We start from the raw sequence: 23,554 nt of genomic DNA on the forward strand, positions 1-23,554 counted from the left end.
AGTGGTCGGCGCGGTGCTGGACCGCAACGGCCTGCGCCCGTCGCGCTACGTGGTCACCACCGACGATCGCGTCATCATGGCCTCGGAAGTGGGAGCGCTGCCGCTGGACGAATCGACCATCAAGTCAAAAGGGCGCCTCCAGCCGGGCCGCATGTTTTTTGTCGATCTCAAGGCCGGCAGGATTTGCTCCGATGAGGAGATCAAACGCCCGCTGGCCCAGGCGCATCCTTATCAAAAGTGGGTGCAGGAGAACCAGGTCAACATCGAAAACCTGCCCGTGCCCAACGGCTATGTGGAGCCGGAGATCGAGGACCCGCTGGTCCAGCAGATCGCATTCGGTTACACCGCCGAAGACATGAAAGTCGTACTGGCTCCAATGGTCGCTACCGGTCTTGAAGCCGTAGGTTCCATGGGCAATGACACACCGCTTGCCGTGCGTTCGGAACGGCCGCAACTCCTGTTCAATTACTTCAAGCAACTGTTCGCACAGGTCACCAATCCGGCAATCGACTCCATCCGCGAGGAACTGGTGATGTCGATGGAAGTCACGCTCGGCCGCGAGTACAACCTGTTGAAACCCGGTCCGGAAAACTGCCGCAAACTGCGCCTGAAACATCCGATCCTGAAGCCGGAAGAATTTCACAAGATTCAGAACCTCGACCAGCAGGATTTGAAAACCGCCACGCTGTCCCTGTTGTTCCCGGTATCCGAAGGTGAAGACGGGCTGGAAAAGGCGGTGGAGAACCTGTGCGCGAAAGCTTCCGAAGCCATGGAGAACGGCGCGACGATACTGATCCTGTCCGACCGGGGTGTTGATGAAGACCACGCCGCCATTCCGAGCCTGCTGGCGACGGGTGCGGTGCATCATCACCTTCTCCGCGAAAAAACACGCACCCGGGTGGGCCTTGTGGTGGAAACCGCCGAGGCCCGGGAGATGCACCACTTTGCCCTTCTCATCGGTTTCGGTGCAGGCGGCATCTACCCTTACCTCGCATACGAAACCGCAAAACAGGTGGTCCGGGAACAGGTATACGTAAAAGATGTGGAACCGGACAAGGCGATCGACAATTTCATCTTGTCGTGCAAAAAGGGACTGTACAAGATCACCGCGAAAATGGGCATCTCCACCATCCAGAGTTATCGAGGCGCACAGATTTTCGAAGCGGTGGGTCTGCACGAGGACATTGTTCACCGTTATTTCACCGGCACGCCGTCGCGCGTTGCCGGCATCAAGCTGAAGGATATTGCGCGCGAGGTACTGGCGCGCCACCGCAACGCGTACGAGCGGTCGAAGGTCATCCGTCCCGCCCTGGACCCGGGTGGCTATTACCACTGGCGGCGAGGCGAAGAGAAGCACATGATCAGCCCCGCAATGGTGGCGTTGATTCAGGAAGCGACGCGCTCCAACAACTACGAGAAATTCAAGAAATTTTCCAAAGTGAGCGACGAGCAGAACACGCGCAATTGCACCATTCGCGGCATGTTCAAGTTCAAACCGACGCAATCGATCCCAATCGACGAGGTGGAGCCGGTGGAGGCAATCACCCGCCGATTCTGTACGGGAGCGATGTCGATCGGCTCGATTTCCCGAGAGGCGCACGAGACCCTGGCCATCGCCATGAACCGCCTTGGCGGAAAGAGCAACACGGGTGAAGGTGGCGAGGACCTGGTGCGCTACACGCCCGATGCGAACGGCGATTCCCGGCGCAGCAAGATCAAGCAGGTGGCCTCGGGACGTTTCGGCGTGAACAGCAATTACCTGGCGAATGCCGATGAGTTGCAGATCAAGATTGCGCAGGGCGCCAAGCCGGGTGAGGGAGGTCAGTTGCCCGGCCACAAAGTCAGCGAGTACATTGCCAAGATCCGGCATTCGACGCCGGGGGTGGAGCTCATCTCACCGCCACCGCATCATGACATTTACTCTATCGAAGACCTGCAGCAGTTGATCTTTGACCTGCACAACTCCAACCCCAACGCCGGCGTCAGTGTGAAGCTGGTGGCGGAGGCGGGTGTGGGCACGGTTGCCGCGGGTGTTTCCAAAGCCCGCGCCGAAGGGGTGCTGATTGCGGGACACGATGGCGGCACCGGGGCTTCTCCCCAGACGTCCATCAAACACGCCGGCCTGCCGTGGGAACTGGGCCTGGCGGAAACCCAGCAGGTGCTGGTGCTCAACGACCTGCGCGGACGCATCCGGGTGCAGGTCGATGGTCAGTTGAAAACCGGACGCGATGTGATCATCGGTGCGCTGTTGGGCGCCGATGAATTCGGTTTCTCCACGGTGCCTCTCGTGACCCTCGGCTGCATCATGATGCGCAAATGCCACCTGAACACCTGTTCCGTGGGCGTGGCGACGCAGGACCCGGAACTGCGCAAAAAATTCTCCGGTGACGCCGATTACGTGGTCAACTTCTTCCGCTTCGTGGCAGAAGAGGTGCGTGAACTGATGGCGCAGCTGGGATTCCGCAAACTGGACGATTTGATCGGCCGAACGGACCTGCTGGAAGTGGATACTTCCATCGACCACTGGAAGAGCCGTGAACTGGACTTTTCCCGCATCCTTTATCGCGCTGAAGGTGGCGAGGGCGTGGCCACGCGCAACGTCACCACCCAGGATCTGAGCAGCGACATCGGGGACAACTGCCTCGATCGCAAACTGATCGCCGAGTGTGCCGAGGCCATCGAACACAAGAAACCGATTCGCCTCAAGCACACCATCGGGAATGTGGACCGTGCCACTGGTGCGATGCTTAGCTACGAAATTTCCAAACGCTACAGCGAGGCGGGCCTGCCTGACGGAACCATTCATATCGACTTCAAGGGTTCAGCCGGGCAGAGCTTCGGCGCATTCCTGGCCAATGGCGTCACCTTCAATCTGAAAGGCGATACCAACGACTACGTGGGCAAGGGGTTGTCCGGCGGCAGGATCATCGTCGCACCGGCGGAGGAGTCGCCGATTGTCGCAGAAAAGAACATCCTCATAGGCAACGTGGTGCTGTACGGCGCCATATCCGGCAAGGCGTATTTCCGCGGCATAGCGGGCGAACGCTTCGCTGTGCGCAACAGTGGGGCGGACGCGGTGGTGGAAGGCGTTGGGGACCATGGTTGTGAATACATGACCGGCGGAAACGTGGTGGTGCTGGGCAAGGCCGGACGCAACTTCGCCGCGGGCATGAGCGGTGGCATCGCGTACGTTCTGGACGAAGACGGGTCGTTCCCCATCCATTGCAACCAGGGGCTGGTGGATCTGGTTGCCTTTGAAGAGGAAGAAGACCTCGAACTGGTGCAAACCCTGGTCCGCGAACATCTGGATTACACGGGAAGCGCGGTGGCCAGGCGCGTTCTCGAAAACTGGGAAAAGATGATCCCGAAATTCATCAAGGTCTACCCGCGCGATTACCGCCGCGTGGTGGAAGAACGAAAACGGAAACAGGCATTGTTGGAAGAGGTGGCATAAATGGGTGCGCTCAAAGGCTTCATGGAAATCAAACGCGAAACGCCGAAAGCGCGTCCGGTTCCCGAACGGCTCAAGGACCAGAAGGAAATCTACGAACCGTTTCCGCTGGAGAAGTACCGCGAGCAGGGAGCGCGGTGCATGGACTGCGGAGTGCCGTTCTGCCAGAGCAACACGGGTTGTCCCCTTGGCAACGCCATCCCGGATTGGAACGACATGGTGTACCGCGACCGCTGGGAAGAAGCGGTGGCGCTCCTCACCAAGACCAACAATTTTCCCGAGTTCACCGGCCGCATCTGTCCCGCGCCGTGCGAAGGTGCGTGTGTCCTGGGTATCAACGAGCCTGCGGTGACCATTCGAAATATCGAGGAGATCATCGCCGAAAAGGGTTTTGAGCAAGGGTATATTGCCCCCAACCCGCCGAAGCAACGCACCGGCAAGAAGGTGGCGATCGTCGGGTCCGGTCCTGCGGGTCTCGCCGCCGCCGACCAGTTGAACCACGCCGGGCACGAGGTGACGGTGTTTGAGAAAGCCGACCGCATTGGCGGCCTGCTCATGTACGGTATTCCGCATTTCAAGATGGAGAAAACGGTATTGCATCGGCGGCTGGAGTTGATGGAAAAGGAAGGCGTGATCTTCAAAACCAACGCGCACATCGGCAGGGACATCCCCGCCAAAAAGCTGGTGGAGGATTTCGATTCGGTCATCCTGTGTTGCGGTTCTGAAAAACCGCGGGACCTGCCTGTGGAAGGGCGAGACCTGGACGGCGTCCACTTTGCGATGGACTTCCTGCCCCAGCAGAACAAGCGCAATGAAGGGGACACGGTTCCGGATGACATTGCCATCACAGCGAAGGACAAGAATGTGTTGATCATCGGTGGCGGCGATACCGGTTCCGACTGCCTCGGCACGTCCCTTCGCCAGGGCGCGAAGAAGGTTCATCAATTCGAACTGTTGAGCGAACCTCCTCTTGAGCGCGCACCCAATAACCCCTGGCCGCAATGGCCGATGACTCTGCGTCTCAGTTCCTCGCACGAGGAAGCGGGCGGCAAGATCACCGATTACAGCATCCTGACTAAAAAGTTCACCGGCGAGAACGGCAAACTGAAAAAAGTGCATGCCGTCAAGATCCGGTTCGGCGACCCCGATCCCGAAACCGGACGCCGCCAGATGGAAGAGATTCCCGGATCCGAGTTCACGTTGGATGTTGAACTGGTTCTGCTGGCGATGGGTTTCGTTCACCCGGTGCACGAAGGGCTGGTGAAGGAACTGGGATTGGAACTGGATGCGCGCGGCAACGTGGCCTGCGATAAAAACAAGATGACCAACGTTCCCGGTGTGTTCGTGGCCGGAGACATGGCACGCGGACAGTCGCTGGTGGTGTGGGCGATTGCCGAAGGACGCGAAGCGGCGCGCGGTGTGGACCAGCATTTGATGGGCTTTACTTTCCTGCCCCACAGCGAACATCTGTGATACCTTGCGGCTGCCCGGCCGTATCGTTTTTCCTAAACGATTACCCTTTTTAAATCTCCAGGAAGATATCAAGTCCAATGTTTATAAGGGCTTGCGCCTGCCAACCGGTTTGTTATCATAGAATGACACAACATAAACAAGTGAACGCCCAGGGCGTGGGAAGGAGGAAGACAGATGGAAACCGTTTTGATTCAGCGGCAGGCACGTGAACCGTTCAAGTTCCCAAAGCAGAGTGTGGTGCGTGCGGTGAAAAGTGGCGAGTTGTACGGTGACGACAAAATTTCCGCAGACGGCAAATCATGGGTCCGTCTCGATGAACACAGGCAGTTGAAGAGTTTTTTTTGCAGAAGATCGGAACAGGTACAGCTTTCCTGAAGGCAGAGCAGGGCACCCCTCCTTTACCGCCTAGCCCGAAGCACTTTCGGTTTATTCAGTTGGACGACAGGATCAGTTCCACCCGTTTGTGGATGTTCAGTTTCTTGAACGCCTTCTTCAGGTGGAATTTAACTGTGAACACGCTGATTTTGAGAACCTGTGCGATTTCCTCGTCGTTATAACCCTGGCTGGCCAGGCTGGCCACTTCCCGTTGACGTTTGGTGAGTCCGACTTTCTCCAGCTGCAGGTTTTGACTGTATGCGGGTTTGCGGTTTTTGAGAGTCCGCCGGGGAAGCAAATTATCAAGACAATTGTTGATTTTGGAAAGAAGCTCGTCACGCTTCACGGGTTTGAGGATGTAATCCTGCACCTTCAATTTCAACGCATCGATGGCCGACTCCAGGGTGCCATGCCCCGTTAAAATCATGATTGGCGCATTCGGCTGCAATTTTTTAATTTCCTGGGAAACCTGAATGCCGTTCATGCCCTCCATGATCAAGTCTACAATCACTAAATCCGGGTGCTGGGTCTTGAACTGCTCCAGTCCTTCCTCGCCATTGACCGCCGTTGTGACGTGAAAACCTTCTTCTTCAAGGTCGTCGCTCAAAGTTTTGCGCAGGATTTCTTCATCGTCGATGAGAAGGATAGAGTGGTCCATGATGAGTCTCCTCCATCGAGATTAATAAGGGCTCCTCTAAAAGCCTGAAATGCGGCGGGACGCCTCGAACGTACCGCACCTTATAAAAATATACATTGATGGACTGGACCACAAGAAAAATCGGGGGAAACCCATAATAATGGGGTGAAATCCGGCAAAAAAGGGGAAAAGTAAACCGTTTTTCACCATTTTAGGGTAGTCAATCTGGAACTCGGAACTTAGGGGCCGTTCACAATCCCAGCTTTTCGAAGAATCCTTTGATCTTTTCTTTTACCGGTTTGCCGTCGATTTCCGCCAGTTCCTGAAACAGTTCTTTCTGCCTTTTGTTGAGCTTTTTCGGCACCTCAACGAAGAACTGTATGATCTGGTCGCCGTGCCCCGGTCCCCGGAGGTTTGGGATGCCCCCACCAGGAATGCGATAGGTTTCGCCGGACTGGGTTCCGGCAGGAACATTGATCACCTTGGTCGTGCCGTCAAGCATGGGGACTTCAATGTCGGCGCCCAGTGCGGCCTGCGAAACAGAGAGGTTGAGCCGGCACAGGATGTGTTGTCCGTCGCGGTGAAAAAACTCATGCGGCTTGACGTGAACGAACACGTAGAGGTCGCCGGGAGGCAGGCCGGGTCCTGCTTCGCCTTCGCCCCGCAGTCGAAGTCGTGAACCGTTGTCCACACCGCCGGGAATGTTGACGGAGATGGTTTTCTTGTCCACCACCACGCCTTCGCCGCGGCAGTGGGTGCAGGGGTCGCGGACGATTTCGCCAGCGCCGTGACACTGCGGGCAGGGTGTGGACAGGCTGAAGAATCCCTGCGACCGCACCACCTGCCCGGTACCGTGACAGGTGTTGCACCGTTCGGGAGTGGTGCCGGGTTTGCAACGCGATCCCTTGCAGGACTGACAGACAACGTGTTTGCGCACGTCGATTTCCTTTTGCACGCCGAAGGCCGCTTCCTCAAAGGTGATTTGAGCGTCGGCACGCAGGTCGTTGCCGGTGCGTTGCCGGCCGCCGCCGAAGAAGTCGCCGAAGATGTCGCCAAAAGTCGAGAAGATGTCTTCGAACCCGCTGAAGCCGCCGAAACCCTGGCCCTTCAGACCTTCGTGGCCGAACTGGTCGTAAACGCGGCGTTTTTCCGCATCGCGGAGCACTTCGTAAGCTTCCGAGGCTTCCTTGAATTTTTCTTCGGCTTCCTTGTCTCCGGGATTTTTATCCGGATGGTACTTGAGCGCCATCTGGCGATAGGCTTTTTTCAGTTCGGCTTCGGACGCTTCGCGTGAAACCTCGAGGATCTCGTAATAATCGCGTTTAACCATGAGCACCTTCAATTTTTGAGTTTGGCCACTTTCACTTTAACGGGTTTCAGCAACTTGTCCTGGAACCGGTAACCGGGTTCCAATTCTTCCACCACCATTCCATCCTGCTCCGGATCATCGGTGTCCACGGTCATGCACACCTCGTCGGTGTTGGGATCGAGCTTGCGTCCGATAGCGGGAATGGGTTCGATCCCCTGCTGGGCGAGTTCATTTTCAAACTGGGACAGGATGAGATGGATGCCCTGTTTGAAGCTTTCGAAATCTCCGGTGGACTGTGCGGCGCTGGAAGCGCGTTTCAGATTATCCAGAATCGGAATGAGTTGCTTGAACAGCCCGGCCTTGAGTTGTGCCAGACGGCTTTCGTTTTCCTTTTGCAGACGCTGACGGAACTCATCGTTCTCCGCACTTTTGCTTTTGTAAGCGGCGATGTATTCCTTCAGTTTTTTGTCTTTTTCCTCGGCTTCCTTGCGGAGTTGTTCCACGTAGGTGGGAAGGCGTTCTTTGTTGGATTCCTCCTCTTTAATGGCTTCGTCTTCCAGCGCCCAGTGGCGCCGGTCACTGACGTGAAACTTGGGAGGAGGCTGATCGCTGAAATCGGGAAGTTTGCTGGTTGAGTCGTTCATAATCTTTCAAATCAAAAAACGGAAGGCGGGCACACTCTGAAAAGAGCCGCCCGCCGATCCGGAAATCGATATTTGAGGATTCGCCCCCGCCGGACCCTGCTACCGGGCGTGCGGCGGAGGCGTGTCCTTTATTTTTGTTGCTGATGTCTTCGTACTCGGCGTCCACGACGTCGTCGGCGGATTTGTCCGAACCACCGCCGGACTGATCGTCACCGGACGGACCGGACCCGTCGCCTTCACCCTCGCCACCTTCCGCAGATTGTTGCTGATAAATCTGCTGGGCCAGCTTGTGCGAAGCCTGGGTGAGCGCCTCGGTCTGCTGTTTGATCTGTTCCAGATCGTCGCTTTCGATGGCGGTCTTGGCTTCGGCAATGGCGGACTCGGCTTCCTTGACGTCGTCTTCGGAGAGTTTTTCCTTGTTGTCGCGGATGGTTTTCTCCGTGTTGTACACCAGGGAATCGAGCTGGTTGCGCGCGTCGATTTTTTCGCGCCGCTCTTTGTCCGCCGCGGAATTGGTTTCGGCGTCCTTCACCATGTTCTCGATGTCCTGATCGGAGAGACCGGTGTTGTCCGTGATGGTGATCTTCTGCTCCTTGCCGGTACCTTTGTCTTTGGCCGATACGTGCAGGATGCCGTTGGCGTCGATGTCGAAGGTGACCTCGATCTGCGGTACGCCACGCGGCGCGGCGGGAATGCCGTCCAGGTGGAACTTGCCGAGCGAGCGGTTGTCCTTTGCCATTTCCCGTTCGCCCTGCAGAACATTGATCTCCACGCTCGGCTGATTGTCCGACGCGGTGGAGAAGGTTTCGCTCTTGCGCGTCGGGATCGTGGTGTTGCGATCGATCAGGCGCGTGGTCACGCCGCCGAGAGTTTCGATTCCGAGCGACAGCGGAGTGACGTCGAGCAGGAGAATGTCTTTCACGTCGCCGGACAGAACGCCCGCCTGCACGGCGGCGCCCAGAGCGACCACTTCGTCCGGATTCACACCACGGTGCGGCTCTTTTTTGAACAGGTCCTTGACGATCTGCTGGGCGCGGGGCACGCGGGTGGAGCCGCCGACCAGGACTGCTTCGTGAATCTTGCTGGCGTCGAGGCCCGCATCCTTGAGCGCGTTGATGCACGGCTTCTTGGTGCGTTCCAGAAGGTCGTCGACCATGGCTTCGAATTTAGAGCGTGACAGTTTGATATTCAGGTGTTTCGGTCCCGTAGCGTCCGCGGTGATGAACGGCAGATTGATTTCGGTTTCGGAAACCGAGGACAACTCCATCTTGGCTTTTTCCGCCGCTTCCTTGAGTCGCTGGAGAGCCATGTTGTCGTTACTCAGGTCGATACCCTGGTCCTTCTTGAACTCGGTTACCAGCCAGTCGATGATGCGCTGGTCCAGGTTGTCGCCGCCCAGATGCGTGTCGCCGTTGGTCGCCTTCACTTCCACGACGTTGTCGCCGACTTCGAGGATGGAGATATCGAACGTACCGCCACCGAAGTCGTACACGGCAATCATATGATCTTTGTTTTTATCGAGACCATAGGCGAGGGCAGAGGCGGTGGGTTCGTTGATAATGCGTTTGACTTCGAGACCGGCAATTTTGCCTGCGTCCTTGGTGGCCTGGCGTTGAGCGTCGTTGAAGTATGCGGGAACGGTGATGACCGCTTCCGTTACCGGTTCACCCAGGTAGGCTTCGGCGGACTTTTTCAGTTTCTGCAGGATCATCGCGGAGATTTCGGGAGGGCTGTACTGTTTGCCCTGCACTTCGATGCGAACATCGTTCTTCGGGCCCTTGACGACCTTGTAGGGCACCATTTTCATTTCCTCGGAAACTTCCGCGTAGGAACGGCCCATGAATCGCTTGACCGAGAAGATGGTGTTCTCCGGGTTGGCGATGGCCTGGCGTTTTGCAACCTGCCCCACCAGGATTTCGCCATCCTTGGTGAAAGCCACGACCGACGGTGTGGTCTGGCTTCCTTCCTCGTTGACAATGACCTTGGGATCATTGCCTTCCATCACGGCCACCACGGAGTTGGTGGTGCCCAAGTCGATTCCTATGATCTTACCCATGGGTGCAGTTCCTTTCCAATTGGCGTTATTTATTTCAACTTATTTTTTATAAGGTTAAAGCGATTTTGAGAATCCTTCCCCGATGCTAGGTGTTTAATAAGATGGAGGCGGGGGGAGTCAAGCCGGGTGGCGATTTTTAAAGCATTTTTCCCGGGTTGTGAAAGGTAAAGAGTTGCTTTTAACCCTATAAAGAATAAGCGCTTTAGCTTTTTCTTCCAGCGGGTTGGGGGGCAGGGAGGGAGCAAGGGGCAATAAAAAAGGGCCCCGGAAAACCGGGGCCCTTCCAATACGGTGGAATATTCGTCAGAGAATTATTCCGTCTCCTGAATCCCGTCGTAGAGTTCGCCTTTGAACAGAACCGCGTTTTCCTTGTCTTCGGCTTTGTTCTTGGCTTTCATTGCGGCGATCTCTTCCAGCTCTTCCTTGCCTTCCGGGGTTTCCGCCCACGGGGTCAAAGACTGCCGGACGCGCTTGACGGTTTCGGTCATTTTGAGGATCACCTCAGAATCGGTATCACGGATGGACAGCAAAGCGTCTTCGTGACCGTCGTACGCGCACCACGCCTGCGTGTAGCAGGGGGTGTTGGCGCGGATCATCTTCAGGGTGATGTTCGCAAAGTGGCAATGCACCCCGATGAGAATGCAAACGTGAATCTTGTTGTGCAGAACGGTCAGGTTGGGGTGACAGGGATTGATCACCGCTTCCGGATCGATTTTGGGATAGATGGGGCGGTAATCCGGCATGGGAATGATGTTCATGCCGGGAACTTCCTTAACGAAATTCAAAATCAACTCCGCCTTGTGCCGGGCTTCTTCGTTCCAGCCCCAGATGATCTGGGGACCGGGAAACAGGGTCGGGTTTCGCCGGGTCAACAGCTTGACCGCCGCGGTCTCATATACCTTCTCCTCATCCACCGGTTCACCCTCCAGCAGTTGCTTGCGGGAACCTTTTTCGGGCTGGAAAATACCCATGGCGGCCGCAGAGGGCGGAAGCAGGCCTACAGGGCCCAACTCTAATTTTGGCATTCTGAATAACCTCCAAAAATCAAATATCTTATAGGGAATCCGTCTTTGGAACCGTCCCAAAGAATTTTAGTTGTCTATTCAAATATTCTGCTACCGGGAAGTGGCGATTTTGGAGCAGAGGATGGTAAGACAAAATTAAATGAGCTTTAAATATTATTATCAAACACCTATCCTGTCAATGCCAAATTCCGGCCTACTTTTCAATTTTTGCGTAAGGACCATAAGTGTATATAAATAAACAAGTTGAATTCATTCTGATGAGTCAGCGCCCGTTCTGTGTGGCCCACTCAAAAGGGTTTTCATACCAGGCTTCCAGAAGCGCTTTCTGGTCGGCATCGATGCGCCCGTTTTCTTCGGCAAAGGCCACCAGGTTGGGAAAGGTGAGGAGCATGTGCAGCTGGCAGTCGGCGGCCTCAAAGGCGGCCCGGGCCGACTCGAATCCGTAGCTGAAGATACACAGGCAATGGGCCACCCGGGCGCCGGCGGCACGCAGCGCTTCCACCGCTTTCAATGCACTGCCTCCCGTGGATATCAGGTCCTCGATCACCACCACTTCCTGGCCCGGTTCCAGGATGCCCTCGATCTGGTTTTGCAGCCCGTGCTCTTTGCTGGAGGGGCGAACGTACACCAGGGGCAGCTCCATCATGTTGGCCAGCGTTGTGGCATGCGGAATGCCCGCGGTGGCGGTTCCTGCAATGCAATCGACCGGGATATGATCTCTCTCGATATTTTCCTGCATTGATTCCGCAATGAGAAACCGGTGCTTGGGCTCACCCAGGAGCAGGCGGTTGTCGTTGTAAACCGGCATGCGGTAACCGGATGCCCATGTGAAGGGCTTTTCGGGATTGATGCGGATGGCGCCGATGTCGAGCGCCACACGGGCGATGTTTTTCCAGTACTTCAAGGAACGGATCCTCCATTATGATTGATTCAAAACCCGCGGTGGATGAAATTCTCGCCGCGCGTTCCATCAAAGTCGGCAAGGCCCCGCAGTTCGAAGCTGAGCAGAATTTTGGTTTCCGCCTGGTTGACGTTGAGGTTGATGTTTCGGCGACGGATGAAATCGAATGACAGGCCCCAGCATTTGCAGGGATCGCTGTAGGTGGCTCGACCGTTGTGTTCCAGCACGCGGTCATTGAACTCATCAAAACGGGCACTGTACTTGAAGTTCAATCCTTTGGGTAGAGTCACGTCGAGGGTACCGAGAATCATGGCCGATTCGTTGTGGACCTGGCGTTTTTCCAAAACCACCATCAACCATTCGCTGAAGCGGATGCCGACATCGAAATTGAACCGCTGGACGAAACCATCGTACACATTATACTCACTGTCGAAGTTGAACATGAAATAATCCGTGAAGCGCGTATCGAGGTCGAACCGCAGGTCGTTAAAGGGACGCCGAGGCGTGAGTGGGGTCTGGAACCGCCGTGCCTCCTTGATATTGTAACTCTGGCTGATCTCAAAGCGTGCGACCTGTCGCACTTCGCTGTTGCCATTGCTGTCCGTGTCCTTGCGAAGAAGGCGCTGGGTCAGGAAATAGGTGACGGCTTCGGTGGGGCGGATGTCGTCCACTCCGTCGATGATGCGGATTTTTTCGCGGTCCTTCCGGTCGAAGCCGGAGATGTAATCGTACTGCACGCGCGGCTCGATGACATGTTTGTACGCGGGGCCGCCGGGCTCCGTCGGTTGAAAGACCCGGTTGAACTTGGGTCCTTCCAGAAAGGCGCTGAACTCGAAAACCTCTCTTGTGAACTCCGGCCGGATGAACGGCTGGTTGGTGGAAGGATCGATGTCGTCCGACAGCTCCTTGTTGTAATAGGTCTCACGGAACCCGACCTGGGGCGTCAGGCGCAACCACGGGGCGAAAGTGATCGGGTATGAAACCTGCGGGTGAAAATCAAACCGTTGAAGGGTTTCCTCGTTGTCGGTGCCGATGGTCGGATCGAGATCCAGCAAAAACTGGGTGGCGCTGGATTCCTGGTTGAAATAAAAGCCGCTGTTGCCCAGTTCAAACGACTGTGTGACCCAGGTGATCGACGGCAGGATGCCAAAGGTGTCGTCGCGCTCGGCCTGTTCGCTTTCGCGGTAGCGTCCCAGAATGTCGAGGGAGTTGGTTTCCCATCCTTTGAATAAGGACAGGAACGAATCGCTGCTACGCCGGGTGCGGATTTCGGTCTGCGACTTGAAGGTTTTGTTGAAGTTCGCTCCGGAAGTCTGGTCCAGCCGTGCTAAAAGACGGGCGTCGCCGGGCAGGACCTGCTGATGCCGGGCATCGAGCTTCCAGAACGTTCTTCCCGAAATGTCGTCCTTCAAATGCTCGCCGCGCCACCAGCCTTCGGTCGTTTCGCTGGGGCGGTAGCGGAATTCGAGGGATGAGCGCAGGCCGCGGTTTTCCATGTAGTCGGCACCGAGGGTGGCGTCGTAGGACCGGTTGATTGCCCAGAAATACCTGTTTTGTATAGTGAGGCCGTCCAGGTTGCTGGTACCGATGCTGGGCATCAGGAACCCGCTTTTGCGCTCCGAGACGATGGGCACGTAACCCACCGGGATGTATAGGAAAGGAATTCCTTTCACACGAAACACCCCGCCCGTGAACAGGGCGCGGTCTTCCATCAGGATGTCTGCCTTGCCCACCTCGATCATCCAGTCGGGCAACACCCCGGTGCAGGTGGTCAGCGTGGCGTCCTCCGTCTGGTAGTGTTCTTCCGAAAAGCGGCGCAATACTTTCCCGGAAACGTAATATTCCTGTCCCTGCCGTCCTTTCAGCGTTCCCCGACTTCGAAGCAGGATGCCCCGGTGCGTTTTGATGTTGAAATCACCACGCACCGCTTTCACGGTGGAACCGCCTTCCGTTTTCATCACCACGTTTCCTTGCGCGTGTCCCTGGCCGGATTCGGTATTGATGGCCATTTTGTCGGCGCGTATGGTGCGGTTTTGATATCGCACCACCACATTGCCGCGGGCTTTGATGAGATTTTCTTTTACCAGGTGCTCCATGTAATCGGCGGTGATTTCCACCGGGTCTTCTTTTTGCTCCGGGCTGGTGACGGGAGAAATGGATTGGCTGAGTGCGGGAGAGGGAATGAATCCGAGCAGGCCTGCCAGCAACGCCATCGTCACAAAAAGGACCGCCTTATTTGAGACAGGTTCGTTCAATATATTCTCTGGCTTCCGCGACGGTAAAGATGGAACCCGTCACACAAATCAATTCGTCGGGTCCACATTGTTTCTGGTTTGCGATCAGTGCCTGAGGGACGTCCTCGATGATTTCCAGCGGCCCGATGGAAAAGGTCTCGCCGGCCAGGTCCGCCGGGTTCAGGCTGCGATCCTGCCGGGGCCGGGTCAGCGTGATATGATGGGCGAATCGGGCGATAATTTCAATACATTCCCGGTAGGGCTTGTCTTGCATGATACCCAGCACGATGCGCAGTTTCCGCGAAGGGTACAATTCCTTCATGGCCTCCATCAGTTTTTGCAGGCTGTCCAGGTTGTGCGCGCAGTCGAGAAGGGTGAGCGGCGATTCGTTGACCACTTCCAGCCGTCCGGCCCATTGCGCAGTGGCGATGCCGCGTCGAATGATTTCAGGGGTGAGTTTCACTCCTTTGGAATCCAGGGCCTGGCAGGCGGCGATGGCCATGGCGGCGTTGTGCGCCTGGTAGCGTCCGAGCAGGGGGCTGGTCAAACCTTGAATGCTTCCGGTCGGGCTTTCAAAATCGAACACCATCTTCCCCGGCTGGTGCGTACGCAGGTTCACTTTGAAATCGCGATCCAGTTGCAGAAGGCGGCAGTCGAACTCCCGCGCGCGGTCTTCGATCACGAGGAACACCTCGGGCTGGTCCACACCCGTCACCACGGTGCAGGTGTCCTTGATGATGGAGGCCTTTTCAAAGGCGATACCGGGGAGCTCGCTGCCCAGGCTGCTTTCATGATCGCGGGAAATGGAGGTGACGATGCACACTTCGCCCTGGCAGGTGTTGGTGGAATCAAGCCGACCGCCCATGCCGACTTCGATCACGTTCCAGTCCACTTTCTGCTCAACGAAATATTGAAAGGCGAGGGCAGTACCGAACTCGAAAAACGTAACCGGAACGCCGATGCGTTCCGCTGTTTCCTTGATGTGCAGAATCCCGTTCACCATCGCGTTTTCCGGAATCGGCTCGCGGTTCACCTGGATGCGTTCGGAAAAATGCCGGATGTGCGGTGAGGTATACAGTCCGGTGCGGTAACCCGCGGCGCGCAGGATGGACTCCACAAAGGCGGCGGTCGAACCTTTTCCCTTGGTGCCGGCGATGTGGATGGCCGGAATCTTGTGCTGGGGATCGCCCAGTCCTTCCAACAGACGGGTGGTGTTTTCCAGTCCCAGTTTGATTCCGCTATTTTGCAGGTTGAAAAGGTAATCCAGACATTGGGTTGGGGTCATAATGTTTTAACATTGGTAAGAAGATAAGGGTATTTTGATCAGGGTTTTATATTTTCGCATTTTTGAAATCCGGGCGTAAGATATTATTGCTTAATTTATTTTAATTAAAGGAATGAATGTGAAACCCCATTCCCAACGATTGCGCATTCCCCTCATGCGGCTGGTGCGGGGTCCGGTCCTCCTGGATAACATGAAGGAACCAATGGAAGGGTTGGAACTGGTGACTTCCATCGATATCTTTCCTGACGAACCGCTTCCCGGAGAATGTTACGCGCTCAAGATGGAAGACGATGGTGCCGCCCCGCAGGTGCCTGCAGGCAGTGTGGGTGTGTTTTCTCGCCAGTCCCCAGGTGTCCCTGCGCTGCACCGGGTGTATCTCGCGCAGATCAAGAATGAGCGGCCGCTGGTCTGCAAACTGATCAAGAGCGATGTGGCGATTCATCAGCGAACAAAAAAACCGGATTCCTCCACTCCCATTCCCGACCGTCTTCGCCAGCGCCGCAAAAGTTTCATGACGCCGACCCCCCTTCACATTCCCGATGCGCGGGTTTCCCCCATTCCCGATTCTGCGCACGAGATGGTGTATCTGAAAAATCCGGAAGAAGGCGGGCCCATGCTGGTTGTTCCGGGCCGCGAATTGTTGTGGATGCACCCGCTGGTGTTCATCCCTTGAGCAAAATGAATTACTTTACTTTTGTGTCAACCGGATGAGATCTCGGTACGTGCGCACGCCTTCCGCCGACCAGTCCACTTTCGTGAAACCGGGATCGTTGACGGGGATCATGCGGATGACCTTGATGTACGAAATGGTGTTCACCAGCTGGCGGATGTCTTTGTCAGCCGGATCCTGCACGGGCGAGAAATTGTTGTCCGCGTTTTCCCATTCCCAGGGACTGTCATGGCGGGCCAGCCAGACATCGGCGAAGTCTTTTTCGCCTCTCCGCGCGAGAAGGCAATCGAGGTATTGCGGCAGTGCGGGTCCCTTGAGCACCAGCGAGTATCCCAGATAGTGTCCCCACCAGAACAGAATGCGGTAGGTGAAGTATTCCTCTTTGGTGAAGAACTGCGGAATGTCGAGAGACACAAAAGGAAACCCCTTGTTGTTTTCTCCCTTGGTGATTTTTCCCCGTTTGAGGTCGGTGCCCAGGGGAACAGGGCCGGGATCTTTCGCCAGTTCTGCGATCATGACTTCCTTCAGGCCTTCCAGTCTGGATTCGGCCTTTTTGATGATGGAATGCTTGTGCAGAAACAGTTCGCGTTCCCGGATCAGCCGCAGTTCCGTGTCGGACCAGGAAGGAGAGTCATGGGGCTGAGAGGGCATGGTCACTCGGTTTCGGATCGTTTGCGGGTTCGGAGAATTTCCTTTTGACGGGCCAGCACGTAACGGTGGATATCGTCTTCCGCCCGTTCAGTCAACCCCACGAAGCGGCACTGGCAGATCCCCTCCCGGTTGACGCGCAGGATACGGAGTTTGGTCTTGACGAATCCGCCGGTGATGGGAAGGGTGAAGGTGACAGGATACACCCCCTTGGGCTTGAAGTCGTTGTTCCGGAAAGAAATTCCCCCGGAACTGATTTCCAAAACCTTGACGGTCTTTCCATCTATGGAAACCAGGACCGGTTCCGCCGGATCCGGAGAAATGCGGAACGCCTGCCGTTTGTCCTCCTTAGGCAGGTGAAACAGCTTCCCCTTTTCTTCCTTGTCGTCTTCAGTTTTCTTTTTCCAGAACAAACTCAACTCTCCTGTTCAAGGCGCGGCCGCGCTCGGTCTTGTTGGTGGCAATGGGAAATGTGTCGGCAAATCCCGTGGCCGTCATGCGTTTGGGATCGATGTTTTGATCTATGAAGTACCTCAGTACGGAGGTCGCGCGTGCTGATGACAACTCCCAGTTGCTTGCAAAACGTTCGTTGGGAATCTCCGAATTGTCGGTATGGCCGTTGATGTTGATTTTGTATTCGGGATATTTTCCTGTTAAACGGATGAGTTCGTCGAGGACTTTTTTACCACGGCCAAGGTTCAATATGGCATCGCCTTCATTGAAAAGGGATTGGGAAGGAACCTTGACGATGATTTTCGACTGGTCGGTGGAAATGGTCATCACGTCCGAAAGGCTTTCCACCTTGGCCACGTTCTTGACCTCCGTCAGGATATTATCAGATTTGAGTCCCGTCAACACGTCCAGCGATTCTTTTATTTCCGCGGCATCCATGAGTTCCAGAAGGCCGATGGATGCCTGTTCCTGACCGAGGATGGCTTCCTTGAAACGGTTCATGTTGATGGAAGAAAGGGAATACAAAATGATGAAGTATGTGAGCAGCAGGGTGAACATGTCCGCGAATGTCATGAGCCAGGCTTGGCCGGACCGCTCGTCCTGCACTTCCTCGGCGAAGTCGGCGAGGGTCTCCCGCTGGCGGCGGCGGATTTGTGTGTTTTTTCTTATGCGTTCCTTTGCCCTCTGCACTTCGTAGTTCAATTGCACTTCGAACTGGCGGTCACGCAGTTTGATCTCCTCCTCCAGTTCCTCCTTTTCCGATCGTGTTTTGTCCAGTTCGTCCTGTATTTTGTTGATCATGTCGGAGGTGAGGGTGAGCGCGTCACCTCCTTTTTGTTGGTCTGGATCATTTTTTCATACATCTTGATCAGGCCGTCTTTTTCCATCAGCAGTTTTTCAAACCGTTCCTTGGATTTTTCCGTCAGCATCCCAAGAGACACGGCCTTCGATTGGACTTCCTCTACCGGGCCCGCGTCATGACGGAGCCGTTTGACTTCCCGTGCCAACGCGCCTTTTTCCCTCGTCAGCCTCTCTCGTTCTTCTCTCTCCAGTTTTACCCGGTCGGTAAGCTGAAGGTTTTTCTTTTGCAGGGCCTTGAGCGTTCGGGTCAACTCCTCATAACGGGGAAGAGTAGGATCCTCTTTTTGTTCTTCCTTGGCTTCGGCCGGTTCTTTGGGGGGAGCCGTGACAACCCGGTTTTGGCTAAGGCTCCGTTGGAATTTGATCTGTTCCTTCTGGTCTTCAACGGTTTGCTGGAGTTTGTTAATTTTTTTCCCGTGACCGTCAACATGTGTTTGAACCGGGTTTCCTGACGGGCCTTTTCGGCGTCCAGTTTTTTCAACTGGGCCTTTTGCGCGCGTAGCAGTTCCTGGACTTGTTGAAAGTTTTCTTTTTTGTCGTCTTTCTTCGCCATGGGTCACCCCGTCTGGTAAGCCGCTCCAGTGGGCCGTGGTGGACGTCGCCGTTTGGCTGGGACGTAGGAAGACAGTTTTTCATAAACGAAAACCGGATTGTTGTCTTCGAGTATGGAAATGGCGCCTTCAAACATGATTTCCAGGTTGATCAACTCCACCAGGGTCCGATCCTTTAATTTTCCCGCGATGGGAAGAAAAAACAAAGTCGATAACAGCATCCCGTAAAACGTGGTCAGCAAGGCCACGGCCATGGCGGGACCGATGGTATCCGGGTTGTTCAACTGGCGGAGCATCTGTACGAGACCTATGAGGGTGCCCATCATGCCGAAGGAGGGAGCATAAGACGCCATTTTGCGGAAAATGTCCTGGATGATGAAGTGGCGCTGTTTCATCGATTCGATTTCGATGTTCAGGGTGTCACGGATCATTTCTTCCTTCGATCCGTCGGCGATCAGGTTGCAGGCTTTTCGCAAAAGGTCGTTTTCGTATTCGATGCGGCTGAGTGCGATCAATCCCTGTCGGCGGCTGATGCTGCAGAGCTCGATCATGGTCTCGACCATGTCGTTGGGATCGGACTTTTTTTCGGAAAAAACGAAAATGGCCGCACGGAAAGCAGCGATGACGTCTTTCAATTGGAAGGTGATCAGGGTGGCGGCGATGGTTCCGCCGACCACGATCATGATTCCGGGCAGGTTGAAAAAATGACTCAAATCCCCGCCCAGAAAGATGGCCCCGATGATCAACCCCAGTCCTAGAAGGACCCCTACAAGGGATGCGGCATCCACAGGTCAAATCCTTGGGAAAGTGCTCGTGACAGAATTTCGGATTCCAATAAAATTACCATGAAAGTCGAATTTCTGCAATGTTTTCATTAGGTTATGGGGTTTCCGGTGGTTCGTTCCGGACCTTGTGGGCCTGATGCCGGCCCTGTTTCTAGTTATCGGCACAATTGGCCCGAACTGGAGGGTTTGGTGGCGATAAAATCAAATAATATCTGGTTTTACAGGTATTTCTGGGGCTATGAGGAGGGTCAGCCCAGCGCCAGCAGGGTGATGGGAATGATGGCCAGCGACAACAGGGTGGAGACGAGGATGGAAGAGGCCACGAGCTCCGGGTTGGCGTTGTACTTGCCGGAGAGCAGGATATTGATCACGGCGCAGGGCATGATGCTCTCCAGAAGGACTATTTTGTGTGCGAGGTCATCCAGCGGAAGGATGGCGGTGCATAGAAGGCCTGCCAGCAGTCCGAAAGTAAAACGGAAACCGACCACCATCCAGGTCAGTCTGAGCTGAGTCACCTTCACTTGTGCCAGGTGCATTCCCAGAATAAGAAGCACCATGGGGATGTTGGCCCCGGCCACAATACGCACGGGTTCCCGGACGAAGTGAGGAAGGGGAACCTGGAACGCATTGACGGCAAGCCCCAACGCCACGAGATAGACCACCGGTTCCTTCAAAAACTGCAGTGCGCCGCCCTCGGCGGAGACGAGAAACAACCCGACCGTGAACACGGCGATGAACGAGGCGAGAAAAAACATGAGCCCCAGCGGAATCGCCACATCCCCGTACGCCGCCTGCATGATGGGGAAAGGAAGGTTGACCGAGTTCATGAACATGATGGGCAGGTACACCCCCCGGCCTATTTCTTTTCGCCTGCGCAAAAGTATCCACGCAAGAAGGCCGGGCAACAGCAGGATGACCCACGCGGAGAGAAATACATTGCCCAGCAAACCTCCCTCCAGGTTCATGCCGCTGATATGGTGAAAGGCAAAGCAGGGAAGCAGGACCCCCATCGTCAGCCGGACCAGCGGTTTGGGGTCGATGGACACCCGGCGGGAAAAGAGGAACCCCAGCCCGATGATGAGAAAAGAGGGGGAGACCAGTTGCAGGACGTGGAGGAGGTCGTCGATCATGAACGGCCCGTCATGTATACAAGTGGCAGTAAACGACGTGTCCGGGACCGAGCTCGACTTTTTTCGGGTCCTCGTGTTTACAGTGGTCCATCACTTCCGGACAACGCGTGTGGAACCGGCATCCGGAAGGCGGGTTGAGGGGCGAGGGCACGTCGCCGCCGAGAGCGACTTTCTTTCCACGGTCGCGGGGATTGAGCGACGGCTTGGCGGCGAGGAGCGCTTTGGTGTAAGGATGCGCGGGTTCGCGGTTGAGCACATCGGTCGGCGCGACTTCCACCACCTTCCCCAGGTACATGACGGCCGTACGCTGGGACAAATGCTTGACCACATTGAGATCGTGCGAGATGAACAGCATGGTCAGGTTTTTCTCCTGTTGGAGTTTGCGCAGGAGATTGATGATCTGTGCCTGGATGGAGACGTCCAGCGCGGACACCGGTTCGTCGCACACGATGTACTCGGGGTCGAGCGCCAGGGCGCGGGCGATGCCGATACGTTGGCGCTGTCCGCCGGAGAACTCATGCGGGTAGCGGCGCATGTAACGCGGTGACAGACCAACCTGGCCCATGACTTCCGCGATACGGTCGCGCAGGTTCCGTTTGGTGGCTTTGCCGTGCACCAGCATGGCTTCGCCAATGATGCGCTCGACATTGAAGCGGGGGTTCAGCGAGCTGAACGGGTCCTGAAAGATGATCTGCATTTTCGGACGCAAGCGTTCCATCTCCCGGTTCGGGAGTTGCGTGATGTCGCGACCGTGGAAAACGATCTGTCCCGCAGTGGGTTCGAGGAGACGCAGGGTCATGCGTCCGACGGTGGTCTTGCCGCAACCCGACTCGCCGACCAGTCCCAGAATTTCCTGCTCGCCGATGTCGAGCGACACGTCGTCCACCGCTTTCACTTCATTCACCACATGTGAAAATACGCCGCCGTAAACGGGAAAGTATTTTTTTAGATTTTTCAAGCTCAGGAGTGTTTTCATGATTCCTGCGCCACGGCGTTGGTTTTGTAAAGATAGCAGGCAGCGGTCTGGTTGGGACCGGTGCGGTACACCGGAGGGATTTCCCGCCTGCACTCATCCATCACATCCGGGCAACGCGGATGAAACGCACAACCGGATGGCAGGTTGACGGGGTTGGGCACGGTGCCGGGGATCGTCTCCAGCAGTTTGCCCGGCTCGTCTTTGGGGAGGGAGCGAAGAAGGCCACGCGTGTAGGGATGCTTGGGGTCTTCGAACAACTCCACCACCGGTGCTTCTTCTACAATTTTCCCGGCGTACATGACGGCGACGCGGTCGGCGAACTGCGCCACGATGCCGAGGTTGTGCGTGATGAGCAGGATCGACATTTGCGTTTCGTCGCGCAGATTTGCGAGGACGTCAAGGATTTGCGCCTCGATGGTGACGTCGAGCGCCGTTGTTGGTTCGTCGGCAATCAACAGGGCAGGGCGGCAGGAGATGGCTATGGCGATCATGACGCGTTGTTTCATGCCGCCGGACAACTCGTGCGGATACTGGTCGATGCGTTGTTCCGGCGAGGGAATGCGCACGCGGTCGAGCAGTTCGATGGCGAGCCGGCGCGCCTCGGCTTCGGTTTTGTTCTGATGCAGGACGATGGCCTCGATGATCTGGTCGCCGATGGTGAAGATGGGGTTGAGCGAGGTCATCGGTTCCTGAAAGATCATGCCAATGTCGTTTCCGCGGATGTCCCGCATTTCTTCTTCCGACAGTTTGAGGATCTCGCGGTCGTTGAACACGATTCGGCCACTCTCGTAACGGCCGGGAGGGGTGGGCACGAGGCGCATGACGCTGAGAGCGGTGACGGATTTACCACAACCGGATTCGCCGACCAGCGCCACCGTCTCACCGCGCGCGATCTCCAGGTTGACCGACCGCACGGATTCGACTTTGCCTTCTTCAATGTAGAACGAGGTGACCAGGTTTTCGATCTTGAGCAGGGGGGCCATGGCGAAGTCCGGATGTGTTTCAGCCCCGCCAAATGCAGGGCAAAAAAAGGAAAGCCTCCATTTGGAAACTTTCCTCTATGAATCCCGTTACCGGCTACTGGACATCATCAAATATATCCTCGTAGCGGTAATCGTCGTCTTCCTCATCGATGTCGTAACGCGCCATGCGCGTGTTCACCTTTTCCGCCCAGGCGTCGATGCCGCCTTCGATGCCCTGCACGTTGGTGAAGCCGCGCTGGCCGAGAAATTTCTGGAAGCTCTCGGTGCGGTCGCCTTTCCAGTCCACCACCACGATTTCCGAATCGGGCGCGAGGTCGGCCAGGATCGACTCGCAGTTTTCTCGGGTGATGAAGGTGGCTTCCTCGATGCAGGCGATGTCGCGTTCCCACTGCTCACGGATGTCGAGCAGGACGATGGGCTCGCCCGCTTTCATTTTTTCCTTGAGCTGTTCCGGGGAGATGAACCGGACCTGCTTGCCACCGGCCTCTTTGTTAAGCAGGGACAGTACCTCGCCCACGGTTTTGCCGTGTTGTTCGCACACTGTGAAGATGGTTTCCTCCGGTTTGTAACCGGTGACGGGCATACCGATGTGGAAATGTTTGAAGAGCAGGCTGTGGACTTCCGGCAGAACGCGGTTGACCTCAGTCATCGGCGTGTCCGGGTTGAACACGATTTCCCCTTCCTCTTTTTCGATCTCGGTGATTTGGAGGATGTGGTAGCCGTAAGGCGAATGGATGGGGCCCAGGATTTTGCCCTGGTCCTGCTCGCTGATCTCGCCCATAAGCGCCATGGCGTTGTCTTCGGGCATCCAGCCCAGGTCGCCGCCGTTTTCCTTCGACGGGCAGGTGCTGTACTGGGACACCACTTCGGTGAAGGATTTGCCTTCATCCAGCATTTTTTTGGCCGCCACCGCGTCTTCCACCGCGTGGGTGAAAATCTGGCTGGCTCGGACTCGTATCATGAACGCTCCTTGGAACCTTGATTCCAGGTTGAATTTACAGTTATTCGAAGAGTCGGGGACTCCTGAAAATGATATACCGAATGAATCGGCCGAATCAAGGTATGTGATGGATTTTAGAGGCCGCAATACGGGGAAAGGGTGGGGAA

Annotated in this window: 21 protein-coding genes; 4 read left to right on the forward strand and 17 right to left on the reverse strand. The window is 55.9% G+C overall.

What is annotated here, in order from left to right:
• The 3 genes from gltB to TX82_RS09245 all read left to right on the forward strand — a co-directional run.
• Window positions 1-3,454: glutamate synthase large subunit (gene gltB / locus TX82_RS09235; protein WP_005009624.1), on the forward strand; the 3,454-nt coding region annotated here is incomplete at its 5' end.
• Complete coding sequence (locus tag TX82_RS09240; RefSeq protein WP_005009627.1) at window positions 3,455-4,924, forward strand: glutamate synthase subunit beta; 1,470 nt, start codon at window positions 3,455-3,457, stop codon at window positions 4,922-4,924. It begins immediately after the preceding gene.
• A 174-nt stretch (window positions 4,925-5,098) separates the two neighbouring features.
• Window positions 5,099-5,299 (forward strand): hypothetical protein, encoded by a 201-nt coding sequence (locus tag TX82_RS09245; RefSeq protein WP_005009629.1) that lies wholly within the window; start codon window positions 5,099-5,101, stop codon window positions 5,297-5,299.
• 55 nt (window positions 5,300-5,354) lie between these two features.
• Here TX82_RS09245 and TX82_RS09250 read toward each other — a convergent pair whose 3' ends face one another.
• The 8 genes from TX82_RS09250 to TX82_RS09285 all read right to left on the reverse strand — a co-directional run bounded on the left by TX82_RS09250 (window position 5,355) and on the right by TX82_RS09285 (window position 15,390).
• On the reverse strand, window positions 5,355-5,957 hold the full coding sequence (locus tag TX82_RS09250; protein WP_005009633.1) for a response regulator transcription factor: 603 nt from the start codon (window positions 5,955-5,957) through the stop codon (window positions 5,355-5,357).
• Between the two features lie 229 nt (window positions 5,958-6,186).
• Window positions 6,187-7,266: a molecular chaperone DnaJ gene (gene dnaJ / locus TX82_RS09255; protein ID WP_042252321.1), complete on the reverse strand. Its 1,080-nt coding sequence runs from the start codon at window positions 7,264-7,266 to the stop codon at window positions 6,187-6,189.
• Window positions 7,267-7,274: 8 nt separating this feature from the next.
• The gene (locus tag TX82_RS09260) at window positions 7,275-7,889 is read right to left on the reverse strand and encodes a nucleotide exchange factor GrpE (RefSeq protein WP_005009637.1); all 615 of its coding nucleotides are present in this window, start codon (window positions 7,887-7,889) and stop codon (window positions 7,275-7,277) included.
• Window positions 7,822-9,945 (reverse strand): molecular chaperone DnaK, encoded by a 2,124-nt coding sequence (dnaK, locus tag TX82_RS09265; protein ID WP_005009638.1) that lies wholly within the window; start codon window positions 9,943-9,945, stop codon window positions 7,822-7,824. Before dnaK ends, TX82_RS09260 begins: the two co-directional genes overlap by 68 nt.
• A gap of 311 nt (window positions 9,946-10,256) precedes the next feature.
• Window positions 10,257-10,970, reverse strand: a complete 714-nt coding sequence (locus TX82_RS09270; protein WP_005009643.1) for a carbon monoxide dehydrogenase beta subunit family protein — start codon at window positions 10,968-10,970, stop codon at window positions 10,257-10,259.
• Between the two features lie 262 nt (window positions 10,971-11,232).
• The gene (pyrE, locus tag TX82_RS09275) at window positions 11,233-11,874 is read right to left on the reverse strand and encodes an orotate phosphoribosyltransferase (protein WP_005009646.1); all 642 of its coding nucleotides are present in this window, start codon (window positions 11,872-11,874) and stop codon (window positions 11,233-11,235) included.
• A 26-nt stretch (window positions 11,875-11,900) separates the two neighbouring features.
• A complete protein-coding gene (locus TX82_RS09280; protein WP_005009649.1) occupies window positions 11,901-14,084 on the reverse strand; it encodes an LPS-assembly protein LptD in 2,184 nt (727 codons plus the stop codon).
• Window positions 14,085-14,103: 19 nt separating this feature from the next.
• Window positions 14,104-15,390: a bifunctional folylpolyglutamate synthase/dihydrofolate synthase gene (locus tag TX82_RS09285; RefSeq protein ID WP_005009650.1), complete on the reverse strand. Its 1,287-nt coding sequence runs from the start codon at window positions 15,388-15,390 to the stop codon at window positions 14,104-14,106.
• A 118-nt stretch (window positions 15,391-15,508) separates the two neighbouring features.
• Between TX82_RS09285 and TX82_RS09290 the strand changes: the two genes are divergently transcribed.
• Entirely contained in the window at window positions 15,509-16,063 is a 555-nt protein-coding gene (locus TX82_RS09290; protein WP_144079146.1) for a hypothetical protein, read from the forward strand.
• A 15-nt stretch (window positions 16,064-16,078) separates the two neighbouring features.
• On the opposite strand, the gene TX82_RS09295 is transcribed toward TX82_RS09290, so the two are convergent.
• From TX82_RS09295 to TX82_RS09340, 9 genes are all read right to left on the reverse strand, one after another.
• Window positions 16,079-16,711, reverse strand: coding sequence for a hypothetical protein (locus tag TX82_RS09295; RefSeq protein WP_005009654.1), 633 nt, complete (start codon window positions 16,709-16,711; stop codon window positions 16,079-16,081).
• Window positions 16,712-16,713: 2 nt separating this feature from the next.
• Window positions 16,714-17,121, reverse strand: a complete 408-nt coding sequence (locus tag TX82_RS09300; protein WP_005009657.1) for a PilZ domain-containing protein — start codon at window positions 17,119-17,121, stop codon at window positions 16,714-16,716.
• Window positions 17,099-17,962, reverse strand: a complete 864-nt coding sequence (locus tag TX82_RS09305; protein ID WP_005009659.1) for an OmpA/MotB family protein — start codon at window positions 17,960-17,962, stop codon at window positions 17,099-17,101. The genes TX82_RS09300 and TX82_RS09305 overlap by 23 nt, the downstream gene beginning before the upstream one ends.
• On the reverse strand, window positions 17,959-18,582 hold the full coding sequence (locus TX82_RS16015; RefSeq protein WP_005009661.1) for a hypothetical protein: 624 nt from the start codon (window positions 18,580-18,582) through the stop codon (window positions 17,959-17,961). Before TX82_RS16015 ends, TX82_RS09305 begins: the two co-directional genes overlap by 4 nt.
• Window positions 18,579-19,361 carry a motility protein A gene (locus tag TX82_RS09320; RefSeq protein ID WP_005009671.1) on the reverse strand — a complete coding sequence of 261 codons (783 nt, stop codon included), beginning with the start codon at window positions 19,359-19,361 and terminating at the stop codon, window positions 18,579-18,581. The genes TX82_RS16015 and TX82_RS09320 overlap by 4 nt, the downstream gene beginning before the upstream one ends.
• 245 nt (window positions 19,362-19,606) lie before the next feature.
• Window positions 19,607-20,488: an AEC family transporter gene (locus TX82_RS09325; RefSeq protein WP_005009672.1), complete on the reverse strand. Its 882-nt coding sequence runs from the start codon at window positions 20,486-20,488 to the stop codon at window positions 19,607-19,609.
• A gap of 10 nt (window positions 20,489-20,498) precedes the next feature.
• Window positions 20,499-21,464 (reverse strand): ABC transporter ATP-binding protein, encoded by a 966-nt coding sequence (locus TX82_RS09330; protein ID WP_005009674.1) that lies wholly within the window; start codon window positions 21,462-21,464, stop codon window positions 20,499-20,501.
• Window positions 21,461-22,447, reverse strand: coding sequence for an ABC transporter ATP-binding protein (locus tag TX82_RS09335; protein ID WP_005009676.1), 987 nt, complete (start codon window positions 22,445-22,447; stop codon window positions 21,461-21,463). Before TX82_RS09335 ends, TX82_RS09330 begins: the two co-directional genes overlap by 4 nt.
• Window positions 22,448-22,541: 94 nt before the next feature.
• The gene (locus TX82_RS09340; protein WP_005009678.1) at window positions 22,542-23,408 is read right to left on the reverse strand and encodes a rhodanese-like domain-containing protein; all 867 of its coding nucleotides are present in this window, start codon (window positions 23,406-23,408) and stop codon (window positions 22,542-22,544) included.
• Window positions 23,409-23,554 lie beyond the last annotated feature (146 nt).

The sequence above is a fragment of the Nitrospina gracilis 3/211 genome (assembly GCF_000341545.2).
GTDB classification, from domain to species: Bacteria; Nitrospinota; Nitrospinia; order Nitrospinales; family Nitrospinaceae; genus Nitrospina; species Nitrospina gracilis.

Coding starts and splice junctions, on each gene's coding strand:
- TX82_RS09335 (WP_005009676.1), bottom strand. CDS start 22,447: ATGGCCCCCCTGCTCAAGATCGAAAACCTGGTCACCTCGTTCTACATT.
- TX82_RS09295 (WP_005009654.1), bottom strand. CDS start 16,711: ATGCCCTCTCAGCCCCATGACTCTCCTTCCTGGTCCGACACGGAACTG.
- TX82_RS09325 (WP_005009672.1), bottom strand. CDS start 20,488: ATGATCGACGACCTCCTCCACGTCCTGCAACTGGTCTCCCCCTCTTTT.
- TX82_RS09280 (WP_005009649.1), bottom strand. CDS start 14,084: ATGGCGTTGCTGGCAGGCCTGCTCGGATTCATTCCCTCTCCCGCACTC.
- TX82_RS09270 (WP_005009643.1), bottom strand. CDS start 10,970: ATGCCAAAATTAGAGTTGGGCCCTGTAGGCCTGCTTCCGCCCTCTGCG.
- TX82_RS09260 (WP_005009637.1), bottom strand. CDS start 7,889: ATGAACGACTCAACCAGCAAACTTCCCGATTTCAGCGATCAGCCTCCT.
- TX82_RS09240 (WP_005009627.1), top strand. CDS start 3,455: ATGGGTGCGCTCAAAGGCTTCATGGAAATCAAACGCGAAACGCCGAAA.
- dnaJ (WP_042252321.1), bottom strand. CDS start 7,266: ATGGTTAAACGCGATTATTACGAGATCCTCGAGGTTTCACGCGAAGCG.
- TX82_RS09250 (WP_005009633.1), bottom strand. CDS start 5,957: ATGGACCACTCTATCCTTCTCATCGACGATGAAGAAATCCTGCGCAAA.
- TX82_RS09330 (WP_005009674.1), bottom strand. CDS start 21,464: ATGAAAACACTCCTGAGCTTGAAAAATCTAAAAAAATACTTTCCCGTT.
- TX82_RS09340 (WP_005009678.1), bottom strand. CDS start 23,408: ATGATACGAGTCCGAGCCAGCCAGATTTTCACCCACGCGGTGGAAGAC.
- TX82_RS09305 (WP_005009659.1), bottom strand. CDS start 17,962: ATGATCAACAAAATACAGGACGAACTGGACAAAACACGATCGGAAAAG.
- TX82_RS09285 (WP_005009650.1), bottom strand. CDS start 15,390: ATGACCCCAACCCAATGTCTGGATTACCTTTTCAACCTGCAAAATAGC.
- dnaK (WP_005009638.1), bottom strand. CDS start 9,945: ATGGGTAAGATCATAGGAATCGACTTGGGCACCACCAACTCCGTGGTG.
- TX82_RS09245 (WP_005009629.1), top strand. CDS start 5,099: ATGGAAACCGTTTTGATTCAGCGGCAGGCACGTGAACCGTTCAAGTTC.